Annotated in this window: 16 protein-coding genes and 9 pseudogenes; 14 read left to right on the top strand and 11 right to left on the bottom strand. The window is 43.6% G+C overall.

Going from position 1 to position 24,945, the window contains the following annotated elements; all coding sequences use genetic code 11:
- Positions 1–95: 95 nt before the first annotated feature.
- From OCV19_RS20455 to OCV19_RS20440, 4 genes are all read left to right on the top strand, one after another.
- Positions 96–1,859: an ABC transporter ATP-binding protein gene (locus OCV19_RS20455; RefSeq protein WP_065677267.1), complete on the top strand. Its 1,764-nt coding sequence runs from the start codon at positions 96–98 to the stop codon at positions 1,857–1,859.
- On the top strand, positions 1,853–3,637 hold the full coding sequence (locus tag OCV19_RS20450; RefSeq protein WP_065677268.1) for an ABC transporter ATP-binding protein: 1,785 nt from the start codon (positions 1,853–1,855) through the stop codon (positions 3,635–3,637). Before OCV19_RS20455 ends, OCV19_RS20450 begins: the two co-directional genes overlap by 7 nt.
- Before the next feature lie 234 nt (positions 3,638–3,871).
- Positions 3,872–4,138, top strand: coding sequence for a hypothetical protein (locus tag OCV19_RS20445; protein ID WP_017059525.1), 267 nt, complete (start codon positions 3,872–3,874; stop codon positions 4,136–4,138).
- Positions 4,139–4,254: 116 nt separating this feature from the next.
- On the top strand, positions 4,255–4,689 hold the full coding sequence (locus OCV19_RS20440; protein ID WP_065677269.1) for a hypothetical protein: 435 nt from the start codon (positions 4,255–4,257) through the stop codon (positions 4,687–4,689).
- A 60-nt stretch (positions 4,690–4,749) separates the two neighbouring features.
- Here the strand turns inward: OCV19_RS20440 and OCV19_RS20435 are convergent.
- Positions 4,750–4,974, bottom strand: a pseudogene (locus OCV19_RS20435) (transposase); the annotation flags it as partial.
- Between the two features lie 79 nt (positions 4,975–5,053).
- On the opposite strand from OCV19_RS20435, the pseudogene OCV19_RS20430 reads away from it, so the two are divergent.
- Positions 5,054–5,974: pseudogene (locus OCV19_RS20430) on the top strand (IS5 family transposase).
- Positions 5,975–6,013: 39 nt separating this feature from the next.
- Here OCV19_RS20430 and OCV19_RS25050 read toward each other — a convergent pair.
- Positions 6,014–6,436, bottom strand: a complete 423-nt coding sequence (locus OCV19_RS25050; protein ID WP_370736630.1) for a prepilin-type N-terminal cleavage/methylation domain-containing protein — start codon at positions 6,434–6,436, stop codon at positions 6,014–6,016.
- A gap of 181 nt (positions 6,437–6,617) precedes the next feature.
- Here OCV19_RS25050 and dbpA point away from each other — a divergent pair, with 181 nt between their 5' ends.
- The gene (dbpA, locus tag OCV19_RS20420) at positions 6,618–7,997 is read left to right on the top strand and encodes an ATP-dependent RNA helicase DbpA (protein ID WP_017064348.1); all 1,380 of its coding nucleotides are present in this window, start codon (positions 6,618–6,620) and stop codon (positions 7,995–7,997) included.
- A 140-nt stretch (positions 7,998–8,137) separates the two neighbouring features.
- Here the strand turns inward: dbpA and OCV19_RS20415 are convergent, their stop codons facing one another.
- Entirely contained in the window at positions 8,138–8,311 is a 174-nt protein-coding gene (locus tag OCV19_RS20415) for an RNA helicase (RefSeq protein ID WP_065677708.1), read from the bottom strand.
- 108 nt (positions 8,312–8,419) lie between these two features.
- Here OCV19_RS20415 and OCV19_RS20410 point away from each other — a divergent pair.
- Positions 8,420–9,684 (top strand): annotated as a pseudogene (locus OCV19_RS20410) (IS4 family transposase).
- A 4-nt stretch (positions 9,685–9,688) separates the two neighbouring features.
- Here the strand turns inward: OCV19_RS20410 and OCV19_RS20405 are convergent.
- Positions 9,689–9,898, bottom strand: a pseudogene (locus tag OCV19_RS20405) (SgrR family transcriptional regulator); the annotation flags it as partial.
- A gap of 407 nt (positions 9,899–10,305) precedes the next feature.
- On the opposite strand from OCV19_RS20405, the gene OCV19_RS20400 reads away from it, so the two are divergent.
- The 3 genes from OCV19_RS20400 (at position 10,306) to OCV19_RS20390 (ending at position 12,731) form a co-directional block, all read left to right on the top strand.
- Positions 10,306–11,502, top strand: a complete 1,197-nt coding sequence (locus OCV19_RS20400) for a DEAD/DEAH box helicase (RefSeq protein ID WP_065584754.1) — start codon at positions 10,306–10,308, stop codon at positions 11,500–11,502.
- 133 nt (positions 11,503–11,635) lie between these two features.
- Entirely contained in the window at positions 11,636–12,037 is a 402-nt protein-coding gene (locus OCV19_RS20395) for a PPC domain-containing DNA-binding protein (RefSeq protein ID WP_065677406.1), read from the top strand.
- A gap of 70 nt (positions 12,038–12,107) precedes the next feature.
- Positions 12,108–12,731 (top strand): 3'-5' exonuclease, encoded by a 624-nt coding sequence (locus OCV19_RS20390; protein ID WP_019825080.1) that lies wholly within the window; start codon positions 12,108–12,110, stop codon positions 12,729–12,731.
- A 72-nt stretch (positions 12,732–12,803) separates the two neighbouring features.
- On the opposite strand, the gene OCV19_RS20385 is transcribed toward OCV19_RS20390, so the two are convergent.
- Both OCV19_RS20385 and OCV19_RS20380 read right to left on the bottom strand, forming a co-directional pair.
- The gene (locus OCV19_RS20385) at positions 12,804–13,640 is read right to left on the bottom strand and encodes a DUF6279 family lipoprotein (protein ID WP_065677407.1); all 837 of its coding nucleotides are present in this window, start codon (positions 13,638–13,640) and stop codon (positions 12,804–12,806) included.
- A gap of 327 nt (positions 13,641–13,967) precedes the next feature.
- Positions 13,968–15,233, bottom strand: a pseudogene (locus OCV19_RS20380) (IS4 family transposase).
- Positions 15,234–15,357: 124 nt separating this feature from the next.
- Here OCV19_RS20380 and OCV19_RS20375 point away from each other — a divergent pair.
- Together OCV19_RS20375 and OCV19_RS20370 are read left to right on the top strand one after the other, a co-directional pair.
- On the top strand, positions 15,358–16,806 hold the full coding sequence (locus tag OCV19_RS20375; RefSeq protein WP_065677711.1) for an ABC transporter substrate-binding protein: 1,449 nt from the start codon (positions 15,358–15,360) through the stop codon (positions 16,804–16,806).
- A gap of 197 nt (positions 16,807–17,003) precedes the next feature.
- Positions 17,004–17,216 (top strand): annotated as a pseudogene (locus OCV19_RS20370) (hypothetical protein); the annotation flags it as partial.
- A gap of 9 nt (positions 17,217–17,225) precedes the next feature.
- Here the strand turns inward: OCV19_RS20370 and OCV19_RS20365 are convergent.
- The 3 genes and pseudogenes from OCV19_RS20365 to OCV19_RS20355 all read right to left on the bottom strand — a co-directional run.
- Positions 17,226–17,441, bottom strand: a pseudogene (locus tag OCV19_RS20365) (transposase); the annotation flags it as partial.
- Between the two features lie 79 nt (positions 17,442–17,520).
- Positions 17,521–18,768, bottom strand: a complete 1,248-nt coding sequence (gene ltrA / locus OCV19_RS20360; protein WP_065676566.1) for a group II intron reverse transcriptase/maturase — start codon at positions 18,766–18,768, stop codon at positions 17,521–17,523.
- 569 nt (positions 18,769–19,337) lie between these two features.
- Positions 19,338–20,249 (bottom strand): annotated as a pseudogene (locus OCV19_RS20355) (ISAs1 family transposase); the annotation flags it as partial.
- Positions 20,250–20,417: 168 nt separating this feature from the next.
- On the opposite strand from OCV19_RS20355, the pseudogene OCV19_RS20350 reads away from it, so the two are divergent.
- A pseudogene (locus OCV19_RS20350) lies at positions 20,418–21,674 on the top strand (hypothetical protein); the annotation flags it as partial.
- 124 nt (positions 21,675–21,798) lie between these two features.
- On the opposite strand, the gene OCV19_RS20345 reads toward OCV19_RS20350, so the two are convergent.
- The gene (locus OCV19_RS20345) at positions 21,799–23,430 is read right to left on the bottom strand and encodes an NAD(P)/FAD-dependent oxidoreductase (RefSeq protein WP_048606003.1); all 1,632 of its coding nucleotides are present in this window, start codon (positions 23,428–23,430) and stop codon (positions 21,799–21,801) included.
- A 253-nt stretch (positions 23,431–23,683) separates the two neighbouring features.
- Here OCV19_RS20345 and fdxA point away from each other — a divergent pair, with 253 nt between their 5' ends.
- A complete protein-coding gene (gene fdxA / locus OCV19_RS20340) occupies positions 23,684–24,007 on the top strand; it encodes a ferredoxin FdxA (RefSeq protein ID WP_065676871.1) in 324 nt (107 codons plus the stop codon).
- Between the two features lie 95 nt (positions 24,008–24,102).
- On the opposite strand, the gene OCV19_RS20335 is transcribed toward fdxA, so the two are convergent.
- Positions 24,103–24,837, bottom strand: a complete 735-nt coding sequence (locus OCV19_RS20335; protein ID WP_065676872.1) for an RNA methyltransferase — start codon at positions 24,835–24,837, stop codon at positions 24,103–24,105.
- Positions 24,838–24,945: the final 108 nt, after the last annotated feature.

The raw sequence follows: 24,945 nt of genomic DNA, 5'->3' as shown, positions 1-24,945 counted from the left end.
TAATGTATCTTTAGCTCAGTGATGACCCTATAGAGCTTAACTGACTGGTCATATCGCTAAATCTTGCTGTGAGCCTGCCCTAAACAAAGAATACTATGAATAAAAGACAGTTTATTGCCCATTATCTGCGCATGAATCGCACCTCGTACTTATTGGCGATTGTGTTTATCTTTCTCGTCAACTGGTTACAAGTAGAGATCCCTCGCTATATCCAATTGGCGATAGATTTGATTGATGATGCCTCTTCAACTGGCCACCAACAGCTTCAAACCTATGTTTGGATTGTGGTCGGGATGTCGGTTGCCATGGTGGTGGTGAGAATTCTGTCTCGTATCTATGCGCTTAATCCGGGGCGAATTACAGAGGCTGCGCTCAAAAGTACTCTTTTACAAAAGCTGAATCGCTTACCGAGCAGCTTTCACGAACGCTTTGCTTCGGGTCGACTGATCTCGATTATCAACAATGACCTTAGTGGCATTCGACTGCTGTTTGGTGTTGGCTTCTTGCAGTTCTTCAATGCGTTGCTTGCGTTGTCGCTGACGCCTTTTTACATGTGGCGCATATCGCCAGAACTCACACTGTATTCGATTATTCCTATCTCAATCGCTTTTGTGATTTTCCGTGTGGGCTTCAAGCGAATGAAAACACTGCATTTAGAACACATGAAACGTCTACAAAACTTGTCTGCTCAGCTAATGAGTTACCTGTCTGGGATTGATTTGATTAAGAGCCAGCAGATGTCACCTTGGGTGAAAGCCGAAACTGAAAAACTGAACCAGTTATTGCTTGAATGCCGCCTTAAAATTACACGCATTCAAGTCTTCTTTATGCCGGTACTCGACTACGCCAATGACCTGATGAAAATCATCATTCTTGGGCTTGGTGGCTACATGTTAATGAGACAGGAACTTACACTTGGTGAGATAACTGCCTTTCTGACTTACTCGGTTTTGCTCGCTATGCCATTGATGCAGCTTGGCAGAATCGCGACCATTTATCAGCGTGGCATGGTGGGCATTCAAAGTGCACAAACCATTCTTAATGCCAAAGTCCCAGAGCTAGATGAAGATAAGCTCACTGAATTAGATGTTGAATCGCTGAAGGGAAAAACGTTTTCTGTTCGTAACCTCAGCTTCAGCTATTCAGGTGAAGAACGCTTGATTCTCGATGACATCAGCTTTGATATTCCAGCTGGTAAGAAAGTGGGTGTGTTAGGCGGTATCGGAGCGGGTAAAACGACGTTAGTGAACTGCTTAAATCATCACTTGGATGTACCAGAAGGTTCTGTTTTCCTTGGTGAAAGAGATGTCACTAGCTTCTCACGCAGTGACTTACGCCGTTATGTTAAAACCGTGACTCAGGACCCTTACCTGTTTTCAGCAACCGTCGAAGACAATATCCGCTTTGGTAGCCTAGATACCGATTTGGCAAAGAGTCAGGTTGATGAAGTGCTAGAGCTCAGTCAGTTGGCCAGTGATGTGACACGTTTTGAACACGGCGATCAAACCTTAGTCGGTGAGAAAGGGATCATGTTGTCTGGTGGCCAGAAGCAGCGTTTAAGTATTGCGCGTGCTTTATTGCAACCCACCGACCTGATCATCATGGATAACGTTCTATCGGCTGTCGACTATGAAACAGAACGTAAGATCTTGGAAGGCTTGTTTAAGCGCTTGGAAAATCAATCGGTTCTTGTGGTTTCACACCGCGTTAATGCCCTTGAATATATGGATGAAGTCATCGTGTTGAACGAAGGTAAAGTGATCGCGAAGGGCGACCACGCCACATTATTGAAAACCTGTGATTACTATTACGATACATGGCAGCTACAGCAGAATGAAACGGAGGCAGTAGCATGTTAAAAGGTGTTGATCTCAAGTACCTCAAGCACTTTTTTAAGTTTGCTAAGAAATACAAAGGCTCTGCGATTCTGGGCATCGTTATGCTTCCTCTTTCTGTCATCACGAGCTTGTTGTTCCCTTGGCTGATCATTCAAGTGATAGATGTTCACTTGAGTCACGGGGATATGGATGGTCTGCTCGAATACGTCTTCTATCTCGTTGCCGTGCTGGTGGCGAGTTATGTGGTGGATACCACCTATTCGTACAACCTGCGTAAAACTGGTCAATACACGATAACTGACATGCGATCAGTATTGTTTGCTCGCGTGCTCAAACTGCCGCGCAGCTATTTTGATAACACACCGATTGGAGTAACGCTCTCACGATTAACCAGTGACTTGGAAACCATCGGCGAGACGTTTGTTCAGTCGGTTGTCGGGCTAGTTAAAGACAGCATCAATACCATTGCTCTGTTGGTGATGATGTTCTTCATTGATTGGCAGTTAACGATGATTGTATTGATCATTATGCCGCCAGTGATGTATTTGACGGTGTATGTGAGAAACCGACTTCGTGCTCTCTATAAGGTGACTCGTTCTTCGCTCGCTCGCGGTATTGGCTTTTTGCAAGAAGTCTTATTTGGCATGAAAACCGTTCAGATGTACCGAGCGGAAGAGCAAGTCGAACAACGTTACCAAGGCTATACCGATGAGTTTTTAAGAGCGCAGAAGAAGATCAATAAATACGATGCGATTTTGTTCTCGTTTATCTCTGGCATCACCTCTATCACCATCGCGATTATGATCTGGTATGGCTCTGAGCAAGTGATAGAAGGGGCACTCACATTGGGTGTGCTGATTGCGTTCATCAACACCTTAGAGAAAGTGTTTGTTCCGATTCGTGACTTTACTTCGCAGATAGCTTCGATTCAGAGTTCATTTGCAGCGTTTGACCATATTGAAGAGCTGTTTGTTGAGCCTACTGAAGAGGAAGGACGCAACCTGCTGCCATCTAACAAGGTTGAGAAACAGCTTGAACAGTTTGTGAGCCTAGAGTTTAAGAACGTAAGCTTCCGCTACAAAGACGACTCTCCCTACGTTCTAAAGAATGTCTCGTTTGTATTGGAGAAAGGGCATCAAATCGCGCTTGTGGGTTCGACGGGCTCGGGCAAGTCGACGATTCTGCGTCTGATCTCTAAAACCTACCAAGACTATGAAGGCAGCATTTTGTTGAATGGAATAGAGCTGTCACAGATCTCAAGCGAAGACTCTGCTCATTTGTTCTCAATGATGATGCAAGACGTGCACTTATTTGAAGAGACCATCCAATTCAATATCGCGCTGGGTAAAACGCATCTATCTAGAACTGAGGTTGAGCAGGCGGCGCGCTATGTTTATGCCGATAAGTTTATTGAACAATTGCCACAAGGTTATGACTTCCACTTGGAAAAGAACGGATCCAACTTGTCTGTAGGGCAAACGCAGCTTATCTCGTTCGCTCGAGCGGTTGCACAGGGTGGTCAATTGATGATGCTTGATGAGGCGACCAGTTCGGTAGATTCAATCACCGAAGACCTGATTCAAAAAGCAATGCAGCGCCTTTTCAAGGAAAAAACCGTGATTGCGATTGCACACCGTTTGAGTACCGTTCGTCACTCAGATACGATTTTGGTGTTGGAAAAGGGTGAAATTGTTGAGCAAGGTAATCATCAACAGCTGGTGGCGCACAATGGTATTTATGCTGGCTTGTTACAAGAATCGATTGTAGAAACGGGCGATTCTCAAGCTACGGTGGCCTGATTGCCTCAAATCAGGCTGTTGCTTTCGATAAGATGAATTGGTCTTGTCTATGCTTCACCAATTTCTATTGTTATTCTAATATTCCCAATAGGTTAGGGAAATTAAACATATTTTTCGATTATTAATATGTTATGATCTCCCTACTACTAAAGGGGTGTCTTCGGGCATCGGGATGTATGCGAGCAAAACGTAAGTGCTTGTGTCAGTCACTTTCTGGCGAATATGGAATCGAAAATGTTGTTGGAAGAAGTTGTAGAAATTATCGAATTAACCGACTCAGACCATTTATCTCAAGCAATGGAACTGTTTAACGAGCATGGTTTTGTTGATGCTGAGTCTTTACCTTTTATGAATGTTGTTTTTGAAACAGCACCAGATCAACTTGCGAAGAAGCTGTCGCAGATTGGTTTTAAAGGTTTAGTGCAAGTCGAAAAGAATGAAGATGCATCAGGCTTCACCATTATTGATGCTGACCGTGTTCTGCTAAAAGATTCTGCTTAGTTGCAAGACTCTACTTAGCTGCAAGATTCTTCTTAATGACAAGAATAAGATTCAGCTTAGTGAAAAGACTCTATCCAGTTCAGTAACACCCGTTATGATTATTTGAGGTTAACACAGTGACAACAGCAACCGTTTCATCAACAGAACAACACATTTCCAACGAGCATGCGCTATTAGGTGCATCGTTATTAGCGTCTCAAAAAGTTGAGTTGGCTCTGTTCAGTGTGATCTCTAAATTAGCTAAAGCCCTATCAAAAGAGCAGCAACAGTCATTAGGTTTGGATTTGGATACCTTTTTAAGGGAGAAGCCAAGTGAACAAGCCTCGACTCTGAGCCGCTACGAAAATACGTTTGGTGAGCAACTTCCTTTGAAGACCAATGAACTCAACGATTTTATTTATCATCGAAACTTGGTCACTCGTGGATTTTGGCGAGTGACTGGCGCTGATGTTAAGGGCGGTGAGAAGCTTGCTAACCCAGAGCTTTATTTAAAAGAGTTCTTGGCCAAGTGTGAATACTGGCAAGTGATGCTTGATACTCAAACCAAGTAATCAAATAGAAATAAGAAAGCCAGCCAACATGAAGTGACCCCATAAAGTTGGACATTTCTGTTAAGCGGCTTTCAAGGCCTGAGTTTGATATTCTATCGGAGTCAGGCCTTTTAGTTTCACTTTTATACGTTTGGTATTGTAGTACTCGATGTATTCTTTAATTTGTTCTATCAGAGCATCTGCATCTTCAAAGCTTTGGTTGTGATACATCTCGGTTTTGAGTAAAGCAAAAAAGTTTTCAGCAACAGCATTATCCAAGCAGTTACCTTTTCTCGACATGCTTTGGGCTTTGTTGCGTAATTCAATGGAACTAAATCAAGAACCTACGATCTGATCAGCTACCTCCACCCTCTCTCGTAGCCCTATGCCTAAGCCTCGTTACAAAACAACCAACTGGAAGCAATACAACCAATCACTCATTAACCGTGGCTCTCTGACCTTTTGGATTGATGAAGAAGCAATAAGCGGGTGGGCGCAAAGTAAACAGAATAAGCGCGGGAGGCCGCGTCGGTTCAGTGATTTAGCTATCACGACAGCACTCATGGTGAAACGAGTTTTTTCTATGCCATTGAGAGCGCTTCAAGGATTTATCGACTCGATATTTAGGTTAGCCAATGTACCGTTAAGTTGTCCGCATGACACCTGCATCAGTCGTAGAGCCAAGCAAGTTGAGGTTTCATTTAGGACTAAAACGAGAGGAGCTATACAGCACCTAGCTATTGATGCTACTGGCCTTAAGGTTTATGGCGAAGGTGAATGGAAAGTCAAAAAACATGGGACGGATGGCAAGCGTAGAGTCTGGCGAAAGCTTCATATTGCCGTCGATACCAACACTCATGAGATCATTGCCGCCGAGCTAAGTTTATCGAGGGTTACAGATGGAGAAGTACTCCCTAACTTACTGAAACAAACACGCCGAAGTATCCTTGAGGTGTCTGGTGATGGCGCTTACGACACGAGAGCGTGTCACGCTGCTATTAAGATTAAGGGAGCCATTGCGCTTATTCCCCCAAGATAAGGGGCATCCTTCTGGGAACGTAGTCACCCTCGAAATCTCGCCGTGGGTTGCCAGAAATTATACGGCTCAAATAAGTATTGGAAAGAGCGGTATGGATACCACAAACGTTCACTCTCAGAAACAGTGATGTATCGAGTTAAACAGTTGCTAGGAGGGCAACTGAGCTTAAGAAATTACAATGCACAGGTGGGTGAAACTTACGCGATGATAAAAGCGTTGAACAAGCTTACTGGGTTAGGTATGCCTGAAACTTGTCGTATTGACTAAGAAATACGCGAAACGGGGTGGCTCTATCTCTAAACTTAATTACGCAACAAAGCCGCCGCCACTACCAAAGTTAACATCTTCGAAATGATCGCTGTTGACGATGTCTTGGAACAGTTCGTAACAGCCTCTCGCATTGTTAATATCTCTACGCACACCTGCATTGCTATTACGCACTGGGTAGCAACTGCCCGAGAAGTTCGAGTAAATGCCGTCGATATTGAAATCTGAAGTATCCTGTCCTCGCAATTCGGTTACATCTCCGCCTCGAGCTAAACAAGCTCCTTGATAGATCTCTGCTCCGGCACGGAAGTTGTCAAACAGTGCTCGGCTAGTCGCTTCTCTTGCATCATCTGCAATAGACAAAAAGCGTGGAGCGGCGACCACAGCGATAACGGCGAGTATGACAATAACGACGATCAGTTCCAAAAGTGTGAAGCCTTTTTGTAACGGTGATCTTTTCATACTGTTCAATCCTCAGGGGTAAATTACACTTTTATGGTATCCCGTATTTTAATTGTAATTAACACTGCCAACTGATAAATATTTGTTATGGTTGTTTGTTCGTTCAAAACTGTGATTAAGGTGGAATAATTTTCAAAAACACTCATAATGCACTCTGTTTTTCACCAGTTGGATATTTCCATTGAGCACTTCAAAATTCTCTTCAATCGCCCTTAAACCAGAGCTTCTAAACACGTTAGATTCTCTTGGTTATACTGAAATGACGCCGATCCAAGCGTTAAGTCTTCCTACTATCCTAAATGGCAAGGACGTTATCGGTCAGGGTAAAACGGGTTCAGGTAAAACAGCTGCTTTCGGTTTAGGCGTGCTGCAGAACCTACGCGTTAAGCGTTTCCGTGTTCAGTCTTTAGTGTTATGTCCGACTCGTGAGCTTGCAGACCAAGTAGCAAAAGAGATTCGTACTCTTGCTCGTGGTATTCACAACATTAAAGTGCTGACACTATGTGGCGGTATGCCAATGGGCCCTCAGATTGGTTCACTAGAGCATGGCGCACACATTCTTGTAGGCACACCTGGTCGTATTCTTGATCACCTAGAGAAAGGTCGTATTGACCTGTCTGAGCTGAACACACTTGTGTTAGATGAAGCTGACCGCATGCTAGAAATGGGCTTCCAAGACGCTTTGGATGCTGTGATTGAAGCGGCGCCAAAAGAACGCCAAACTCTACTATTCAGTGCGACTTTCCCTAAACAGATCAAATCTGTTGCAGACCGCATCATGCGCAATCCAGAAATGGTGAAGGTTGAATCAACACATGACCACTCAAGCATCCAACAACACTTCTACAAGTTAGAAGGTTCTGAAGCTCGTGATGACGCTCTAGAGTTGCTGTTACTTCATCATCAACCGGAATCTGCGGTTGTGTTCTGTAACACTAAGAAAGAAGTGCAGAACGTAAACGATGAGCTAAGCCACCGTGGTTTCAGCGTTATCGAACTTCATGGTGACATGGAACAGCGTGAACGTGACCAAGCTTTGGTTCAGTTCTCAAACAAAACCATCTCGATTCTAGTGGCGACAGACGTTGCGGCTCGTGGTCTTGATGTTGATAACCTAGATGCTGTGTTCAACTTTGAATTGTCTCGCGACCCTGAAGTTCACGTACACCGCATTGGTCGTACTGGTCGTGCAGGAAGCAAAGGAGTAGCGATCAGCTTCTTTAGCGAAAAAGAGATGTACCGTGTTGCTCAAATCGATGAGTACATGGACATGCCAATCGAGCCATCTGAGCTTCCAGCAAAACCAATTGCTAAGCCGTACTACTCGAACATGGTTACCATCCAGATTGATGGCGGTAAGAAAGCTAAGCTTCGTGCTGGTGATATTCTTGGCGCATTGACGGGCCAAGGCGGCATTGATGGTAAATCAGTAGGTAAGATCAATCTGTTCGCAATGCGTGCTTACGTAGCGGTAGAAAGATCTGTGGCTAAGAAAGCACTGAACAAAATCGAATCAGGTAAAATGAAGGGTCGTCAATTCCGCGCCCGAATCCTGAAGTAATTCGAGACTGAACCCCTTTGCTGCGATATGTCTAATTAATGACATTGCTAATTAATGGCATTGCAGTAAAGGGTGTTCCACAAAATGCCACTCAAGTTTCTTCTCTTAGGTTTATCGACCTAGTCCTCTATACCAAAGCATTATTCATCGGGTCTTATCGAATAAAGATCGTTGATATGTTTTCCTTCGCTAAGATACCAAGTCATCGCTTCCTGTCGATTGTGAACGAATATCGTGATTGTGGTTATTGATCCATCGTCAAAATAACAAAGCTCATATTCTAAATCGCTTGTATGATCAGGAATAGCGGCCATCATAGACAGGATCTTAAGCTCTAAGCTATTTATTTAGATAGAAAAAAGGCTTCATTTATGATCAGATAATCGTCGCCAAACAAACCACCCATATCAACCGTGAAGCCGATGACGATTATCTCCCTACAAAAGCAGTTTAAGCAATTCTTTAATGCTGATAGCCTTCAAAAAATGGCGAAAAGTACAGGACTTATGAAGCGATGTCGGGCTATCTTACCCGACCAGCTAGTAGTAAGCCTAGTGGCCGCTTTGAGCAAAGGAAACTGCTCATCTATTGCCGATTTACTAAGGCAATTCAATGGGATGTGCTTAAGCGCTAAAGATACTGTGGCTTATAAGCCCTACCATAACCAGTTAAGAAAGAAGAATTTCCGATATTCATGCGCCAATTGGCCATGCGAGCGATAGCTCAGTTTGCTCGCCAGCAGAGTGCCAACCTACCAGATAAACTCGCCACCTTTGATGATGTGCTGCTTCAAGATGGTAGCTCTTTCCACATTCATCGTGACCTTTCGAACGTTTACCCGAGCCGATTTAAACGCAATCCAGCCGCAGTTGAATGCCATATGACAATGTCTTTAAAAAGCTTTTCTCCAGTCGCAATGAGCATCAGCGCTGATACAGCATCAGAAAGAGACTTTTGCCCGCCCCAAAACAATGAGTAACAAATTGTTGTTGGCTGACGCAGGGTACCCTGACTTCCAATTCTTTACTGAGCTTGAACTGTATGGTGGTTTCTATATTTTCGAGGAGCAAAGTCCCTGAATCCTCATGTTATAGAAGCGAGAAACGGTCAGGGCCGGCATTTATCTAAACTAGAAGGAAAGAAGCTCAAAGACATCACTCGAGGTACTAATCGCTCACAGGTACTCGACCTTAAAGTTCGTAGTGGTAAGCAAGAATTTAGAGTGGTAAGACGTTGGTTTGCCGAAGAAAAGCGATTCTGTATTTGGTTAACTAACTTGCCTTCAGGTACCTATACTGCTGATGACATAATGGCGATCTACCGCTGTCGATGGCAGGTGGAGTTGCTTTTTAAAGAATTAAAATCTCACACAAACTGGCAACGATTTGTCACCGCACAAAAGGCCATCGTTGATGGGCTTATCTGGGCCAGTTTACTCTCGCTGATCATCAGGCGCAGTACTGCGCTTCAGATAATGCCATCGGTCTCGCTGTTTAAGGCGGCAAAAAATGTGGATGTGTGGCTGTTGCCCATATTTGAATGTATCAGCCACAAGGCATGGTCAGAAATAGGCAATAAACTGGAATGGGCCTCTAGCTATATATTTAAGAACGCACAAAAGTCCGCCCAGAGGAAGTCAAAGAAAAACATCACGTTAGACGGGATTTATGCTGGTCTTAATGCTTAAGGTTCAGTCTATGAAACTGGCTAAGCTTCCCTCTTCCTTTGGACGGAATCCAACAAATCCAGCGATATTCCGATAAGCATTTAAGAATGATCGAAGTGTTTCTGCGAGAAGTCGATAGCGAGTGCTCTAGATCATCGATCGTTAGGTGATACTCTTCACCTAATTCATACTTTGCAATAAGCTGCTGAAGTCTACGTAAGTTAGCGTCGTTCAATGGATATCCGAATCAAGCGTCTAGTGGAACGAGAATAGCTGTAACCCAAATGGGAGGTCTATTTACTCATTCAAGTTGGAATATGCTGTATGAAACTGTTGATATAAATAATATCAAGATCCAACTTAATTGATAAACACCTCTTTTAGCAAACAAAATAATCACTGATCGTGCATATTCAGTGGCAAAAATAAGTGGGAGATTAATCCTCCACCGGATTTGCTATTTGTTATTTGCTCTACATTCCTGCCTTATCGTTGTGCTATTGAGCCAGTATTATCCAACTAAAGTGTCTATGTTACTAGCGGTATACAAGCAACATGGTAGAATGCCGCCATTAATCTTATCCTTGTATAAGATTGTTAAACCTTTCCATCGCTATTTAGCCAAATCATACCGAGAAACTTATGCCATTTTCCAAGCTTGGATTAAGCTCACCTATTGTTAAAGCCGTTGCAAAACAAGGCTATGAAAAGCCAACCTCTATTCAAGAAAAAGCAATTCCGATTGTACTTTCTGGTAAGAACCTTATTGCGGCAGCACAAACAGGTACAGGTAAAACTGCGAGCTTTGTTCTCCCTATCTTAGAAATGCTAAGTAAAGGTGAAACACAACGTAAAAAACGTATTCGCGCTGTTATTCTGACACCAACTCGTGAGCTTGCGATTCAGGTTGAACAGAACATCACTAAGTACGCGAAGTTCCTAAACCTAACATCACTAGCGATGTACGGTGGCGTATCTTACCAACACCAGAAAGATCGCTTGATTGAAGGTGTCGACATTCTTGTGGCAACACCAGGTCGTTTGATCGACATGTACGGTCAACGTGCTGTTCACTTTGATGAAGTGGAAGTACTGGTTCTAGATGAAGCAGACCGCATGCTAGACATGGGTTTCATTGAAGACATCAACAAGATCATTGCTCGTTTACCACAAGACATCCAAAACTTACTGTTCTCAGCAACGCTTTCAACGCCAGTGCGTGCGCTAGCGAAAAGTGCTATCAGTGAAGCAGAAGAGATTTCAATTGCCAAAACTGACGCTTCTAAAGCGAACATTGAGCAATGGTTGGTAACCGTAGATAAAGACCGTAAGTCAGCACTATTGAGCCACATGATTACCGAAGGTAACTGGGACCAAGCGCTTATATTTATCGAAACTAAACATGGCGCGGCTAAGTTGGTTGCTCAACTTGAGAAACGTGGCATTCAAGCTGAAGCTTTCCACAGTGGACGTAGCCAAGCAATTCGTGAAAAGATCTTGGCTGACTTCAAGAAAGGCCGCCTAAAATACTTAGTCGCGACGGGGGTTGCTGCTCGTGGTATCGATATCGACAACCTAAGCCGCGTAGTGAACTACGACATGCCTTTCCCTGCAGATGACTATGTTCACCGTATTGGTCGTACAGGCCGTGCTGATGCATCTGGCGAAGCGATCTCTTTCCTATCGAAAGATAACTTCAAAAACCTGTGCATTATTGAAAAGCGTCTGGGTCACTTGATTGAACGTCGCGTTGTTGAAGGTTTCGAACCACGCAAAGAAGTGCCAATCTCAGTATTGAACTTCGTTCCTAAGAAGAAAAGAGAACAGCAACAAGACTAAGTAATTTCAGCGACAGAAAATGCAAAGTTGCATTAACCAAAAGAAAAGTCGCGTTAGCCAAAATGAAAATAAAACGAAGCCCTATGTGGCTTCGTTTTGTTCTTTGAAATACATATAACGCTGAGGCAATAAGATGATCACTCCTATCGCAACGAGATTAACCCGCGGGCAAGACCTAAAGCTTGAGATCCAAAGGTTAGTGACCACACACAACATCTCGGCAGGCTCTATCGCGTCTTGTGTTGGTTGTGTCTCTCAGCTCAATATTCGTCTAGCTAATGCGAACAACACCAAGCTCGTCCAAGCTCCGTTCGAAATAGTCTCGGTGATGGCAACGCTAACCCCAAACCACCAGCATGTTCATATATCCGTTGCTGATGAAAATGGCAATGTGATTGGTGGGCATTTGCTTGAAGGGACGATTATCGCAACCACGGCTGAACTGATCGTTCACCGCTACGATACTTTGACCTTCAACAGAGAGCATGACGATTCAACGGGGTACACTGAGCTTGTTATCGGCACTAGCAAATAACGGATTTACCCATAGCAACACCAAACGCCCCATATAAAGCGATACTCCCAAACAGCAATTAGGAAACACGATGGCTTCAAACTCCGCAGATTCCGTTATCGTTCTCGATTTCGAAACCACAGGCTTATCACCCAATATGGGCGATCGAGCGATTGAGATCGGTGCGGTAAAACTCGTTAACGGCGAAGTCGTCGACACCTTCCAACAACTCATGAACCCAGGGTTTCGTGTGAGTGGCTTCATTGAAAGCTACACCGGCATTACTAACCGAATGCTAAGTACCGCGGCCAGTTGCAGTGAAGTGATGGATGAGTTTGCAGGCTTTATTCAAGACAGTCAGCTTGTGGCTCATAATGCCTCGTTTGATAAACGCTTTCTCGACGCAGAATTAGACAATATTGGGCGTGATTACAATGGACAGTTTGCATGCTCAATGTTGATTGCTCGTCGGCTAATCCAAGACGCTCCGACCCATAAGTTGGGCGACCTAGTTCGATTCAAGCAAATAGATAACGACGGCACTTTCCACCGAGCATTAGCCGATTCAGAAATGACAGCAAGGTTGTGGTTATTAATGATCGATGAGCTGCAGAGTGACCACGGTATTCAACAGCCGAGCTTCCAATTGATGCAGAAAATATCGAAGACAGCCAAAGGTTCGATTCCAAAACTACTGATGAGCAACAGGGGTTAGGTTCCGAAATTCACCTTAAAGTGGGATGAAAGGCTAGCTCGACAATAACCGCTAGCCTTTAAAAGGGACGCTCTACTCTTGCAATGACTTCAACGTTCCTTTGAGGCTTTCTAATTCATTCATAAAATACGCCCACTGCTTGTTACTGCTGGTCGCGGCGATATCTACTAAAAACTTGGCTGATGTTTCCATATTTTGGTTGAGTTGTGACTCAAGTTCATCAGGATAATAAGCTTCATTGTTTAAAAGCAATTTCATGATAATCGGCTGAGCAATATGCAGGTCGCTCTTCTTTGCCATCAGCGTCGTTAGCTCTTGATAGGTGTTGTTTTGATATTGTCGCCAGCTGTTATTGGTGTTTACCCACTCTTGAGACCAAGCCAGAATAATCTGTTTTTGTTCTTTAGACACCGAACCTAACCACCGCTCTGCCCGCTCTTCTATTCTAGTTCTGTATCGCTCTCTCGAATCTTCATCGTTCAACGACAACCTTTCTTCATAATAGTCTTGCTGCTTTTCACGAAAGTTCTTTAAAAATTCTCTGTCTTGCTCAGGGCTAAGCTGCATACTCAAGGCGTAAATATCTGGAGCGAACTTATTAACGATTGAGCGAATATGCTCTTTAGTTTCTTCACTTTGACCCACAATAAAAGCGGGATTCATATCCGACCGATCTACGTTCTGAATCGCTTCTAATTGCGAGATATACAGAGGTAGCTGAGTTTCTTTGTGCCATTGCTGTAATAAGTCGAGGCGCTCTTCGAGCTCTGATTCTTGACTGTTGGATAGAGAAACAAAGTCTTCAATATAGCTAACCGCAAACCAGCTTATATTGTTGTAGGCAAGTTTAGTCCCGCAACCAGCGAATACAAAACAGACTAATAAGACTAACCATCGACACTTTCTCATTCTACCCTCTCACGACATTCAACAAAGCCACAAACCGATTAACTCATCACTTTAAGGTTAGCCCAGTTCTTATAACGCTAATTCTAGCTCTTATAAAAGTAGCCTTAATAAACAGTGGTCGTAAAAACTTTGAGATAAATTGAGAGCCAGACTTGCTAATCTAGCTATTTAGGCAAATGATTAAACTAAAAATAATTAACAGCAGTGATGTAACTTGATTTTTATTACTCATTTGACGTAATACGACCCTTTAAAAGAGTTAGGGTAACGCATTTTCAAATGATTAATATTTGGGAGGGAAGCTATGGCCGCTACATAGACTGAACCTTAAGCATTAAGACCAGCATAAATCCCGTCTAACGTGATGTTTTTCTTTGACTTCCTCTGGGCGGACTTTTGTGCGTTCTTAAATATATAGCTAGAGGCCCATTCCAGTTTATTACCTATTTCTGACCATGCCTTGTGGCTGATACATTCAAATATGGGCAACAGCCACACATCCACATTTTTTGCCGCCTTAAACAGCGAGACCGATGGCATTATCTGAAGCGCAGTACTGCGCCTGATGATCAGCGAGAGTAAACTGGCCCAGATAAGCCCATCAACGATGGCCTTTTGTGCGGTGACAAATCGTTGCCAGTTTGTGTGAGATTTTAATTCTTTAAAAAGCAACTCCACCTGCCATCGACAGCGGTAGATCGCCATTATGTCATCAGCAGTATAGGTACCTGAAGGCAAGTTAGTTAACCAAATACAGAATCGCTTTTCTTCGGCAAACCAACGTCTTACCACTCTAAATTCTTGCTTACCACTACGAACTTTAAGGTCGAGTACCTGTGAGCGATTAGTACCTCGAGTGATGTCTTTGAGCTTCTTTCCTTCTAGTTTAGATAAATGCCGGCCCTGACCGTTTCTCGCTTCTATAACATGAGGATTCAGGGACTTTGCTCCTCGAAAATATAGAAACCACCATACAGTTCAAGCTCAGTAAAGAATTGGAAGTCAGGGTACCCTGCGTCAGCCAACAACAATTTGTTACTCATTGTTTTGGGGCGGGCAAAAGTCTCTTTCTGATGCTGTATCAGCGCTGATGCTCATTGCGACTGGAGAAAAGCTTTTTAAAGACATTGTCATATGGCATTCAACTGCGGCTGGATTGCGTTTAAATCGGCTCGGGTAAACGTTCGAAAGGTCACGATGAATGTGGAAAGAGCTACCATCTTGAAGCAGCACATCATCAAAGGTGGCGAGTTTATCTGGTAGGTTGGCACTCTGCTGGCGAGCAAACTGAGCTATCGCTCGCATGGCCAATTGGCGCATGAATATCGGAAATTCTTCTTTTCTTAACTGGTTATGGTAGGGCTTATAAGCCACAGTATTTTTAGCGCTTAAGCACATCCCATTGAATTGCCTTAGTAAATCGGCAATAGATGAGCAGTTTCCTTTGCTCAAAGCGGCCACTAGGCTTACTACTAGCTGGTCGGGTAAGATAGCCCGACATCGCTTCATAAGTCCTGTACTTTTCGCCATTTTTTGAAGGCTATCAGCATTAAAGAATTGCTTAAACTGCTTTTGTAGGGAGATAATCGTCATCGGCTTCACGGTTGATATGGGTGGTTTGTTTGGCGACGATTATCTGATCATAAATGAAGCCTTTTTTCTATCTAAATAAATAGCTTAGAGCTTAAGATCCTGTCTATGTAGCCAGTTTAGAATTTTGGTCAGCGTTCCCGAAGCATTAGAACAGGTGTTAGCGCTTCAGTTAGAACAAGGGTGCTTTAACGTTATTCCTCGTCTTCTAGAAAGCTATGGTGATGCTGCAATAAAGGCACTGACGCTAGCGACTGAAAAACATAGTTTGTTCAATCAACAACATGACCATTTGCTGATCACTCAATATCCGTGGGTTGATAACCTTGATCCAGCCAAAACATACCGAACCGCCGAACATCACATCTTAAGAAGTGTCTACAATACGTTACTCGTCCAAGATCATGAGGGAAATCCTCAAGCGAGCCTCGCGCACCATTGGAAGATGGAAGGACGCCTTCTGCATTTTTGGTTGAGACCGAATGTGTTATTCCATGACGGTGAAACTTTAACGGCCAAAGATGTTGCTCAATGTTTGTTGCAGCTAAAAAATATCGAAGGGCCAGTACAATCTTTATTTGATCAGGTCAGTGATGTTCAAGTGGTGGGTGATAAACAACTGACTATTGAACTAACACACGCAAACCCAATGTTTCTCTATGCATTAAGTAGTCCTCACGCGTCTATTTATCGTTGCAAGCGTACTTATTTTTCGAGCGGGCGCAGTGCCTATATCGGAACCGGTCCTTTCTCATTGGATGATTGGAGCGAAGAGCGCTTGGTTCTTAAACGTCACCGAGGTTACTTTGCTCAAAATGCCTTGTTAGAACAGATAACGCTCACCGACATAGAAGATTTAAATGACCACACCCTGAGTTTTAATCAATCTGGCGTCGCTGAAGAAACCACAATCAATGCGCTTTCGTATGTTGCGGTTAATCGTAGAGAAAACTCGGGCATCACCCCTGAAGAACTCGACAGGCTGGTATCGTTTATCAAGTCCAGCAGTAAAGAGTTTGATGCTGATATGGTGACGGATGATCTGTCTTTCTCGCCGAGTAAATTAATACGCAGCAATCCCATTCCTATTTTGACCGGCACTGTTGTGTTAACACGACCTAGAATGACGATTCCTTTACTTCAAGAGATGGCTGACTGGCTGCAACAAACGATTGCAAAGACTGGCGTGACGATTGAAGTCATTGAGCTTCCTAATATTAGTGACCCTAGCTCCATGAGTGAGTCGGCAGACTTGTTATTCATTGAAGAAGTTATCGAACAGCCAGCCGATTATGGCCTTTACGATTGGCTACTTGCTTCCTCTGGGCTCAGATTCATTTTCAACAATTCTGAGATGAAGGCGCATTGCGAGAGAGTTAGAGCTGCTGTGAGTGGCGAGGACCCAATGAGCGAGCTGAAAGAGATTGAAGGTTCGCTTTATCAACAGAAGTTACTTTGTCCGTTATTTCACGGTAAAGAGAAGGTTTTTAACAGTGTTGAGGTTCATGGCGTAGAGATTAACCAAACCGGTTATAGTGATTTTTATAAGCTTTGGATAGCTTCGAACGAGAAGTAATTAGTCCATTTTTAACCCCATTTCCCTATCTTTTAGTTTCTGTTCAAAATGAAAACATGCACGAATCGGCTATCACCCTTTCGTGTTTCTTTCTAATGCCAATCGCTATTATGGCTGGCTATGACTATCACAGTCATTTCCGGTCATCCCCCCAATGACAATTCCATTTATAATGTATTTCATTAGGATCTAATCGAATGAAACTTAGGCTTATTTCTATCGCACTTATAGCTGGTTGCCTTACGGCTTGTGGCGGAGGAGGCGGTGGTAGCAACACAAGTGCTCCTGCTCCTCAAACGAGAACCTTACAAGGTGTCGCCATTGACGGGTATATTTCCGGGGCGACCGCGTTTCTAGATATCAATTATAATGGCGTATTAGATGAAGGTGAGCCTAGCAGTGTCACGGACAGGGCAAGATTACGAAGCCCCTTGTACTGCAAGGACTTGCGAAAGGTAGCTATTGCTACGGTTTGCTTTTTTCTGCTTTCTTTTGATCCCTGCTTTGAAGCTGGTTTCTTCCGTCAGCAGATTTAAAGCTATATGTCTTATAACTGCTAAATTCTCACCAGCTTGCTCTCGACGAATCCGACATTCATCTTCTTTAAAACCTACGTCTAATCGCCAGTGCATCTGATGGTGAGTAGACCGTGGGAGCTTCCCCCACAGCCTCTCGCAGAACGGTACGTGAACCTCTCAATTCATACCGCTCCCATCAAGCAAACGCACCTAACATTCCTTGCTTCCAATGGGCAAACAAGTGGGGGTTCTGCTCTGAAATCCTTTCCAAGAATCTCATTGCTTGTGTTTTGTGACGTCGTAATGGCTTAAACTTTCGTCTCGCCCAACGAACCAGAGCTTTATTTACGTGCCTGCACATGCCATACAGTGCCGAGCGATAGTAGCGACCATAGTAGTTGATCCACCCGTTTATCATTGGGTTTAACCACTTAGCCATTTGCGCTATGCTAAGTTCTGTTTTCATCCGCACTCGTAACTTTCTAATTTTCAATCTCATTGATTTTAATGCTGATTTGCTCACTGCCGGCGAGAAGCTTAAAAATAAGCTATTGCGTTTCCAGTTTTTGCAAACCCTACGCATAAAGGTATAGCCAAGAAAGTCGAAACTGGTATGTTCCGAATCACCTTTTCTACTCCCATCTTTACAATATACTATTTTGGTTTTTGTGGGGTGGAGCTCAAGTCCACAATCCTCAAAACGAGCTTTCAGAGCCTCAAGCATCTGCTGAGCTTCGCTTTCAGTATTACAATGAACCAAACCATCATCAGCATAACGGCACCATAATGTTTTGGGGAAATGCTTTTGTAGCCATTTATCAAAAACATAATGTAGAAATAGGTTCGCTAATACAGGGCTAATAACGCCACCTTGCGGTGTCCCCATCTGCCTAGTTTTGAGGTCGCCATCTTCCATTTGCATCGGTGCTACTAGCCAGCGCTCTATATACAACCTTACCCAAGTGAGATTGGTGTGTTTATATACCGCTTTAAGTAACAGATCATGCCGAATGTTATCGAACAGCCCTTTAATATCAAACTCAAGTACCCAGTTATAGTTCCAACATCGCTTACGAGTGACACCTATAGCATCAAGCGCTGATTTATTAGGTCTATACCCATATGAGTCTGGCAAAAAGATCCGCTCAACCTTTGGCTCAAATTCAAGTTTTACGACCATTTGTGCGATCCGATCGCTTACCGTTGGTATACCTAAAATCCGTTCTCCTCCACTTTTCTTCGGTATACTTACCGCTTTAACTGGAGGTGGAAAATAGGTGCCAGAAGATAATCGATTCCAGATCTTATAAAGATTACCTTTTAGATTTCTTTCGAAACCTTCAATAGATTGATTATCAACTCCTGCACTTCCTTTATTAGCTTTAACTAATTCGTAGGCGTGCTTCACTGCCCACTTTGAAATGGTAAATGGTTTTGCTTCCATCTATAGCTTCCTCCTACCATTTGGTAGTTGAGCTAAACATGCAAGCAGCTTGACGCAACCCCTTCGCTCCATGTTCATTACAAACACTTCAACACTACTACGAGTTGCTCCGTCCCAGTATCACACATCGGTACTCTCATACTCATAAATTCAGTTACTTGTACTTCTTCCTTAGCATTGTGATGACTGGTTCCCGCAGTTCCCACAAAGAGCCCGATACAAAGTCATGCCCACTATACGCCGGACACCGCTTACACAGCATTCGGAATTAACCTGCAAACTTATCTCGAGAGATAGAAACGCCCTCGATTTTGATGTCAGTCTCTGGATTACGACGCGTCAACATAGGTTCGCTATAACTCATCTCTTTGTACCCTACCTGCCGAACTTGAGTTCGTACTTTTACTTCAACGCTTATGACCATCACTCTTAATGACAGCCACTTGAAGTGGTTTGAAGCCAGCTTCCGACAGCAGACTTCGGTGGACCTACCACCATCTCTTCATGAGCTTATGCTCAAGACTAGAAACACATCCTTATGCTGCTAACCTATGTGCCTGCGGCACACTTTCAATGCTCCAATGTGCTCGCGTGCTCTCTAGTAAAGCTTTAGCCGTCAGTTTTGCTGAGCTTATGTAGTGCTTGATTTGCATTGTTTCTGCTGGCTTATCACCTTCTTGACGAATTGAAACGACCATACCAATGGTGGAGAGTCCCGCCCAATCAAGCGCTATATCGCCTAAGAAATCTGTATTGTGAACAACCATACTCAAACGCGTTTCTGTACGACCATGTCCTTTCTCTTGAGTGACGTATTTATCACCTTCAAAACTATTAAGCATACTAGAATTAAAGACTTGGCTAATCGCTTGCTCCAATCGTTTTTGATTACCTTTTACCGCTAAGAGGTAATCTGCATCTTGGCCGACTATCTTTTCAGCTATATCCTTCTGGCATCCCATAGCATCAATCGTCACTAAGCAACCTCGTAAGGAAAGCATTTCAAGCAGTTCGGGGATCGCTTTGATTTCATTGCTTTTGTCTGCTGTTTTAACCTGCCCTAACACAACTTGATTTGCAGCACTAAACGCACTAACCATATGGATTGCACCACAACGCTTGTCTTTGTTGTATGTGCCTCTGAGAGTTTTGCCGTCGATAGCAATCACTTCACCCTCAGTCACCTCATGACAGTCTTTCATCCACGCAGTAAAGCATCGTTGCAGTTGCTTGGCGGAAATAAGATTGATAACTCGGGCAATGGTATCGTGTACTGGTATGCCTTGTTTGAAATCACCATACTGTCTAAGCCATTCCAAGTTATCTTCACCAAAATCTTCAATATCCTCCCAACCTTCAGCACCAGCAATCACTGCTGCAATTGTTAAGAAGATAATGTCGGTTAGCGTGTGCTCTATTTTCCAGGCTTGGCGAGGGTCTCGAATAACTGAAATATGGTCCAAAAGGCTTAATCCGTTCATTAGGCTAAATATCTGCTGTTAAAAAACAGTATATGATCACACCTAAATCTGATCATCAAATCGATCTTGGATGTATTGAGATTATTGTGACTTCAGTATCTAATTAGTGAAAATATGACTTCACGTCATCCCTTATTTCATAAGGGGTTTTCATGATCTTGCCCTGGTGTCACGGACCATGAGGGCAGCTATGAGCTATCTTTGACGGGCTCTAACTCAGACTGTATGGACTATGCACCCATCGTATTGAATGTGCCAGTAGGCGCTATTGATGCAGACAGCCCAAACTCACCGATTACTGAACCTTATCAGTTAATATTTCCGCCAGTCATGACGGTGAGTTCTGAGCAAGAAATTAAGTCGACTACGCCACTTACGACCGTGTTATGGAATGAGATCCAAGCCGACTTGTATAAAGGTGGTTTAAACAGTTGCTCTGCTTTGAAGCAAGCCGTGAATACCCAAAATAGCATTATCCAAAATGTGAAAGAGCATGACTTCCGAATTGCGAACCGATACAACATCGCAGTCGAGGACTTGTATGGTGATTTCGTTAAAGATCAAAACACTGAGCTCTACGATTTAGCGCAGAAGATGATGCCTGCCATTAAAAAGTCCTATCAAGAGACGAAAGAGATTCAAAAAGAGAACCCAACAGCCCAGCAAGCCTATGTTGATTATTACTGGGAGCATTGGGATTACACTAAGAAGAACGAAATTAATAAGTGGTATAAAGTTAAAACAGTAATGACCGCGGACAAGCTAATTGTTATTGAACATGAAGTGTCCGCTGATTTGCAGACCGAACTGGCGTTAAATAAGCATATTGAGCGTAATAGCCAAAAGAAAAATGGCTTGGAATATGACAAAGAAGCTTGGTTCTCATTGGATAGTGATGGAACGGAATATTCATGTTCGGTGAAAGAGACCATCAAGCAACAGGTTTTACCTAACTCACTCACGACCTTTGGTGTGTTGAACCGTGGTTGGTCTAAACAACCTGATTGGGACAGTTGTTCACGTCAAAATGTCGGTGCTGGATTCATGCAAACCTTGTCGGCAGATCTTGTCGGTGACTACAAAGATCAGTTTACCCAAGTACAAGCGAAATTTAATTTTGAGAATAACGCACCACATCCAGAGTGGGTTAATCTCGGTGATTCATTGGATAGTGTGTCGCGCAGCGACTTTGATGCACTCAACTACCTATCGGTAGATTTTAATGACAACAGTTCATATGGTTCTGACAGCTGGAGCCGACATAAGTATGCGTACATTGAAAATACGCCGTTTGATTATACTCAAACGATAACGTCTAGAGATTCTCATGGTAGCTGGACTAAAGGTTATCATTACCAAAATGGAACAAGTCTATTTGAGTGTTCAGATGATGGTGTGAATTGGTCAAAAGAGACTTGTAAGTAACGCTGACGAAGTCGTGACTTAATAACTCTGGATACCTTTATGTAATAAAAAAATCCAGTGTCGACAAGACACTGGATTTTTAGTTTTGGTTGTTCGCTATCTAGCTTTACTTTATCGAAAGCGCTTAAGCGATCTCAATCTTCTCAGCTTGGTTCTGTTCTACCATTGATAGTGCTAGCGCTTCTGCGGCCTTAATGCCGTCGATACCAGCAGACAGGATACCGCCTGCGTAGCCTGCACCTTCACCAGCGGGGAAGAAGCCCTTAAGGTTGATGCTTTGGAAGTCTTTGCCACGTTTGATGCATACAGGAGAAGACGTACGTGTCTCAACACCGGTAAGTAGGCCGTCTGGCGTAGAGAAACCTTTGATCTTCTTCTCGAACGCTGGGATTGCTTCACGAATCGCTTCGATAGCAAAATCAGGCAGCGCTTTTGAAATATCAGTCAGGTGGATACCCGGCGTGAATGACGGTTGTACTTCACCGATTGCACTTGGATCGCGACCTTTCAAGAAGTCACCGATTTTCTGTGCTGGTGCATCGTAGTTTTCGCCACCAAGAACATAAGCACCGCTTTCTAATTCACGTTGTAAACGGATACCAGCCAATGCATCACCTGGGTAATCACGTTCTGGGTCGATACCTACAACGATTGCACTGTTTGCGTTACGCTCTGCACGAGAGTATTGGCTCATTCCGTTAGTTACAACGCGGCCTTCTTCAGACGTTGCAGCAACTACAGTACCGCCTGGGCACATACAGAAGCTGTATACAGTGCGGCCATTCTTACAGTGGTGAACCAGTTTGTAGTCCGCAGCACCTAGGATTGGGTTGCCTGCGTTCTTACCGAAACGAGCTTCATCGATCATCGATTGTTTGTGTTCGATACGGAAACCAACAGAGAAAGGCTTCGCTTCCATGTAAACGCCACGATCGTACAGCATTTCAAACGTGTCACGAGCACTGTGTCCAACAGCCAATACCACGTGACGAGATTTGATCTCTTCACCGTTAGAAAGCGTTAGGCCAGTGATTTGACCATCTTCCATATGAACGTCGTCTACACGAGTGCTGAAACGGATTTCGCCACCAAGTTCAATGATGGAAGCACGCATCTTCTCGATCATGGTAACCAGTTTAAAGGTACCGATGTGTGGCTTACTTACGTATAGAATTTCTTCTGGTGCGCCAGCAGCAACGAATTCTTCGATTACCTTACGGCCGTAGTGCTTTGGATCTTTAACTTGGCTGTATAGCTTACCGTCCGAGAATGTACCTGCTCCGCCTTCACCAAACTGCACATTTGATTCAGTGTTCAGTGTACGCTTACGCCAGAAACCAAAGGTATCTTTAGTACGTTCACGAACTTCTTTACCGCGCTCAACGATGATTGGGTTGAAACCCATTTGAGCAAGCACTAGGCCAGCGAATAGACCACAAGGGCCAAAACCGATAACCACAGGGCGCTCAGTTTGGTTCTCAACCGCTTTAGCAACAAACTTGTACTCCATATCAGGAGTCACTTTTACGTGCGGGTCGCTAATGAATTGTTCTAACAACTCAGCTTCGTTTTCAACGAGAACGTCAAGCGTGTAGATAAGTAAGATCTTTGATTTCTTACGAGCATCGTAGCCACGTTTAAAGATATTAAAAGAGAGTACCTGATCAGAGTTAATACCAAGTTTCGCTTCAATAGCGTCTTGAATCGCTGACTCTTCATGGTCTAGAGGGAGTTTAATTTCGGTTAAACGTATCATTTCGATGTCTCGTTTTTATAGGTGTCTTAGCTAGATCGTTTCTTAATACAGAGTTTGATGAAAACGCTGATGCTCAAAGAAGCGATAAGCTCACAATGGCGCGCATTTTACGAGAAATTGATTTATCTGTCATACTAATTTGGAAACATGGAGCAAATAGATACGATATTAGAGCCGTATGATGTTGAATTTTGCTTTGGGATGAGTATTATCCCCATTCTTCAATTTTGACTAACTTATAGAGCAGAGCATCATGGCATTTGTCGTAGGCGATAATTGTATTCAATGTAAATACACAGACTGTGTGGCAGTGTGCCCCGCAGATGCGTTCCATGAAGGCCCAAATTTCATGGTAATCAACCCAATCGAATGTATTGATTGTGGCTTGTGTGTACCTGAATGTGATGCTCAAGCAATCTTCCAAGAAGATGAACTGCCAGAAGATCAAAAGATCTTCATCGAAGTGAACGCAGAACTTGCTGAGATTTGGCCTGTACAAACGGAAGTAAAAGCACCAATGGAAGAAGCTGAAAAGTGGAATGGTGTCGCTGATAAGTTGGCAATGCTAGAAAAGTAATTGTTGAAAAGAACTTAATAAAAAGGCGTACTGATTTAATCAATACGCCTTTTTTAATATCTGAACACTGTCGATTGGCTAGTTAGCTTAGAGGTCTAGCTGTGCTGACGACGCATGTTGTCGAGAATAATACCTGTCGCCATTGCAACGTTCAAAGACTCTGCGCCACCGAATGCTGGAATCGTAATCTTATCAGTCACGTATTTAGCCGCGTGTTCACGGATGCCGTGAGACTCGCTGCCCATCAACAAAATACCGTTAGCAGTAAACTCAGTCTTATGAACACTTTCTCCTTCTAAGAAAGCACCGTAAACAGGCAGGTTCGCTTGCTCTAAGTAAGCGGGTAAGTCTGTTTGGCTTACGTGCACGCGGCCAAAGCTGCCCATAGTTGCACTGATCGTTTTAGGGTTATATGGGTCTGCGCAATCGCTGCTCGCAACGATATGCTTGATGCCATACCAGTCTGCTACACGAATAATCGTACCTAGGTTGCCCGGGTCTGAAACGCCATCAAGTGCAATCATCAGTCCTGTCGCTTCTGGTAGTTCAAAGGTTGGGATCTCAACAACCGCAATCGCGGCATTGTTACTGACCAAAGTGCTCGCTTTGGTTAGATCATCCAGCGAGGCTTCAACACAATCAAACTCAATCAGTGAAGCATGATTTTCAGATAAGAAATCAGCGGTAGCAAAGACGTTCTTCACCACTAAGTCACTATTGAACAGCTCAAGAACGTTCTTTTCACCTTGAACTAGAAACAGGCTGTGGGCTTTACGTTGTTTCTTTTGGCCCAAAGCACGAAGGAGTTTTAATTGGTTTTTTGAAATCATGTTTTTATCCTAGATATAAGCCCGCGCATTATAGAGCAAAGGTTGGCGAACCAAAAGCGTGATGACTCAATGCGATCCATATAAAAGCAAAAGCGATCCACTTAAAAA

Origin of the sequence: Vibrio celticus, assembly GCF_024347335.1 — a bacterium.
GTDB classification, from domain to species: Bacteria; Pseudomonadota; Gammaproteobacteria; order Enterobacterales; family Vibrionaceae; genus Vibrio; species Vibrio celticus.
Note: the sequence above shows the minus strand (reverse complement) of the source record. Positions and strands in the feature narration are given on the sequence as shown.

Bases quoted from the DNA above. Each gene is read 5' to 3' on its own strand.
- OCV19_RS20450 (WP_065677268.1), top strand. From the start codon at position 1,853: ATGTTAAAAGGTGTTGATCTCAAGTACCTCAAGCACTTTTTTAAGTTT.
- OCV19_RS20345 (WP_048606003.1), bottom strand. From the start codon at position 23,430: ATGATACGTTTAACCGAAATTAAACTCCCTCTAGACCATGAAGAGTCA.
- OCV19_RS20395 (WP_065677406.1), top strand. From the start codon at position 11,636: ATGATCACTCCTATCGCAACGAGATTAACCCGCGGGCAAGACCTAAAG.
- ltrA (WP_065676566.1), bottom strand. From the start codon at position 18,768: ATGGAAGCAAAACCATTTACCATTTCAAAGTGGGCAGTGAAGCACGCC.
- OCV19_RS20385 (WP_065677407.1), bottom strand. From the start codon at position 13,640: ATGAGAAAGTGTCGATGGTTAGTCTTATTAGTCTGTTTTGTATTCGCT.
- fdxA (WP_065676871.1), top strand. From the start codon at position 23,684: ATGGCATTTGTCGTAGGCGATAATTGTATTCAATGTAAATACACAGAC.
- OCV19_RS20455 (WP_065677267.1), top strand. From the start codon at position 96: ATGAATAAAAGACAGTTTATTGCCCATTATCTGCGCATGAATCGCACC.
- OCV19_RS20415 (WP_065677708.1), bottom strand. From the start codon at position 8,311: ATGGCCGCTATTCCTGATCATACAAGCGATTTAGAATATGAGCTTTGT.
- OCV19_RS20400 (WP_065584754.1), top strand. From the start codon at position 10,306: ATGCCATTTTCCAAGCTTGGATTAAGCTCACCTATTGTTAAAGCCGTT.
- OCV19_RS25050 (WP_370736630.1), bottom strand. From the start codon at position 6,436: ATGAAAAGATCACCGTTACAAAAAGGCTTCACACTTTTGGAACTGATC.
- OCV19_RS20445 (WP_017059525.1), top strand. From the start codon at position 3,872: ATGTTGTTGGAAGAAGTTGTAGAAATTATCGAATTAACCGACTCAGAC.
- OCV19_RS20390 (WP_019825080.1), top strand. From the start codon at position 12,108: ATGGCTTCAAACTCCGCAGATTCCGTTATCGTTCTCGATTTCGAAACC.
- OCV19_RS20335 (WP_065676872.1), bottom strand. From the start codon at position 24,837: ATGATTTCAAAAAACCAATTAAAACTCCTTCGTGCTTTGGGCCAAAAG.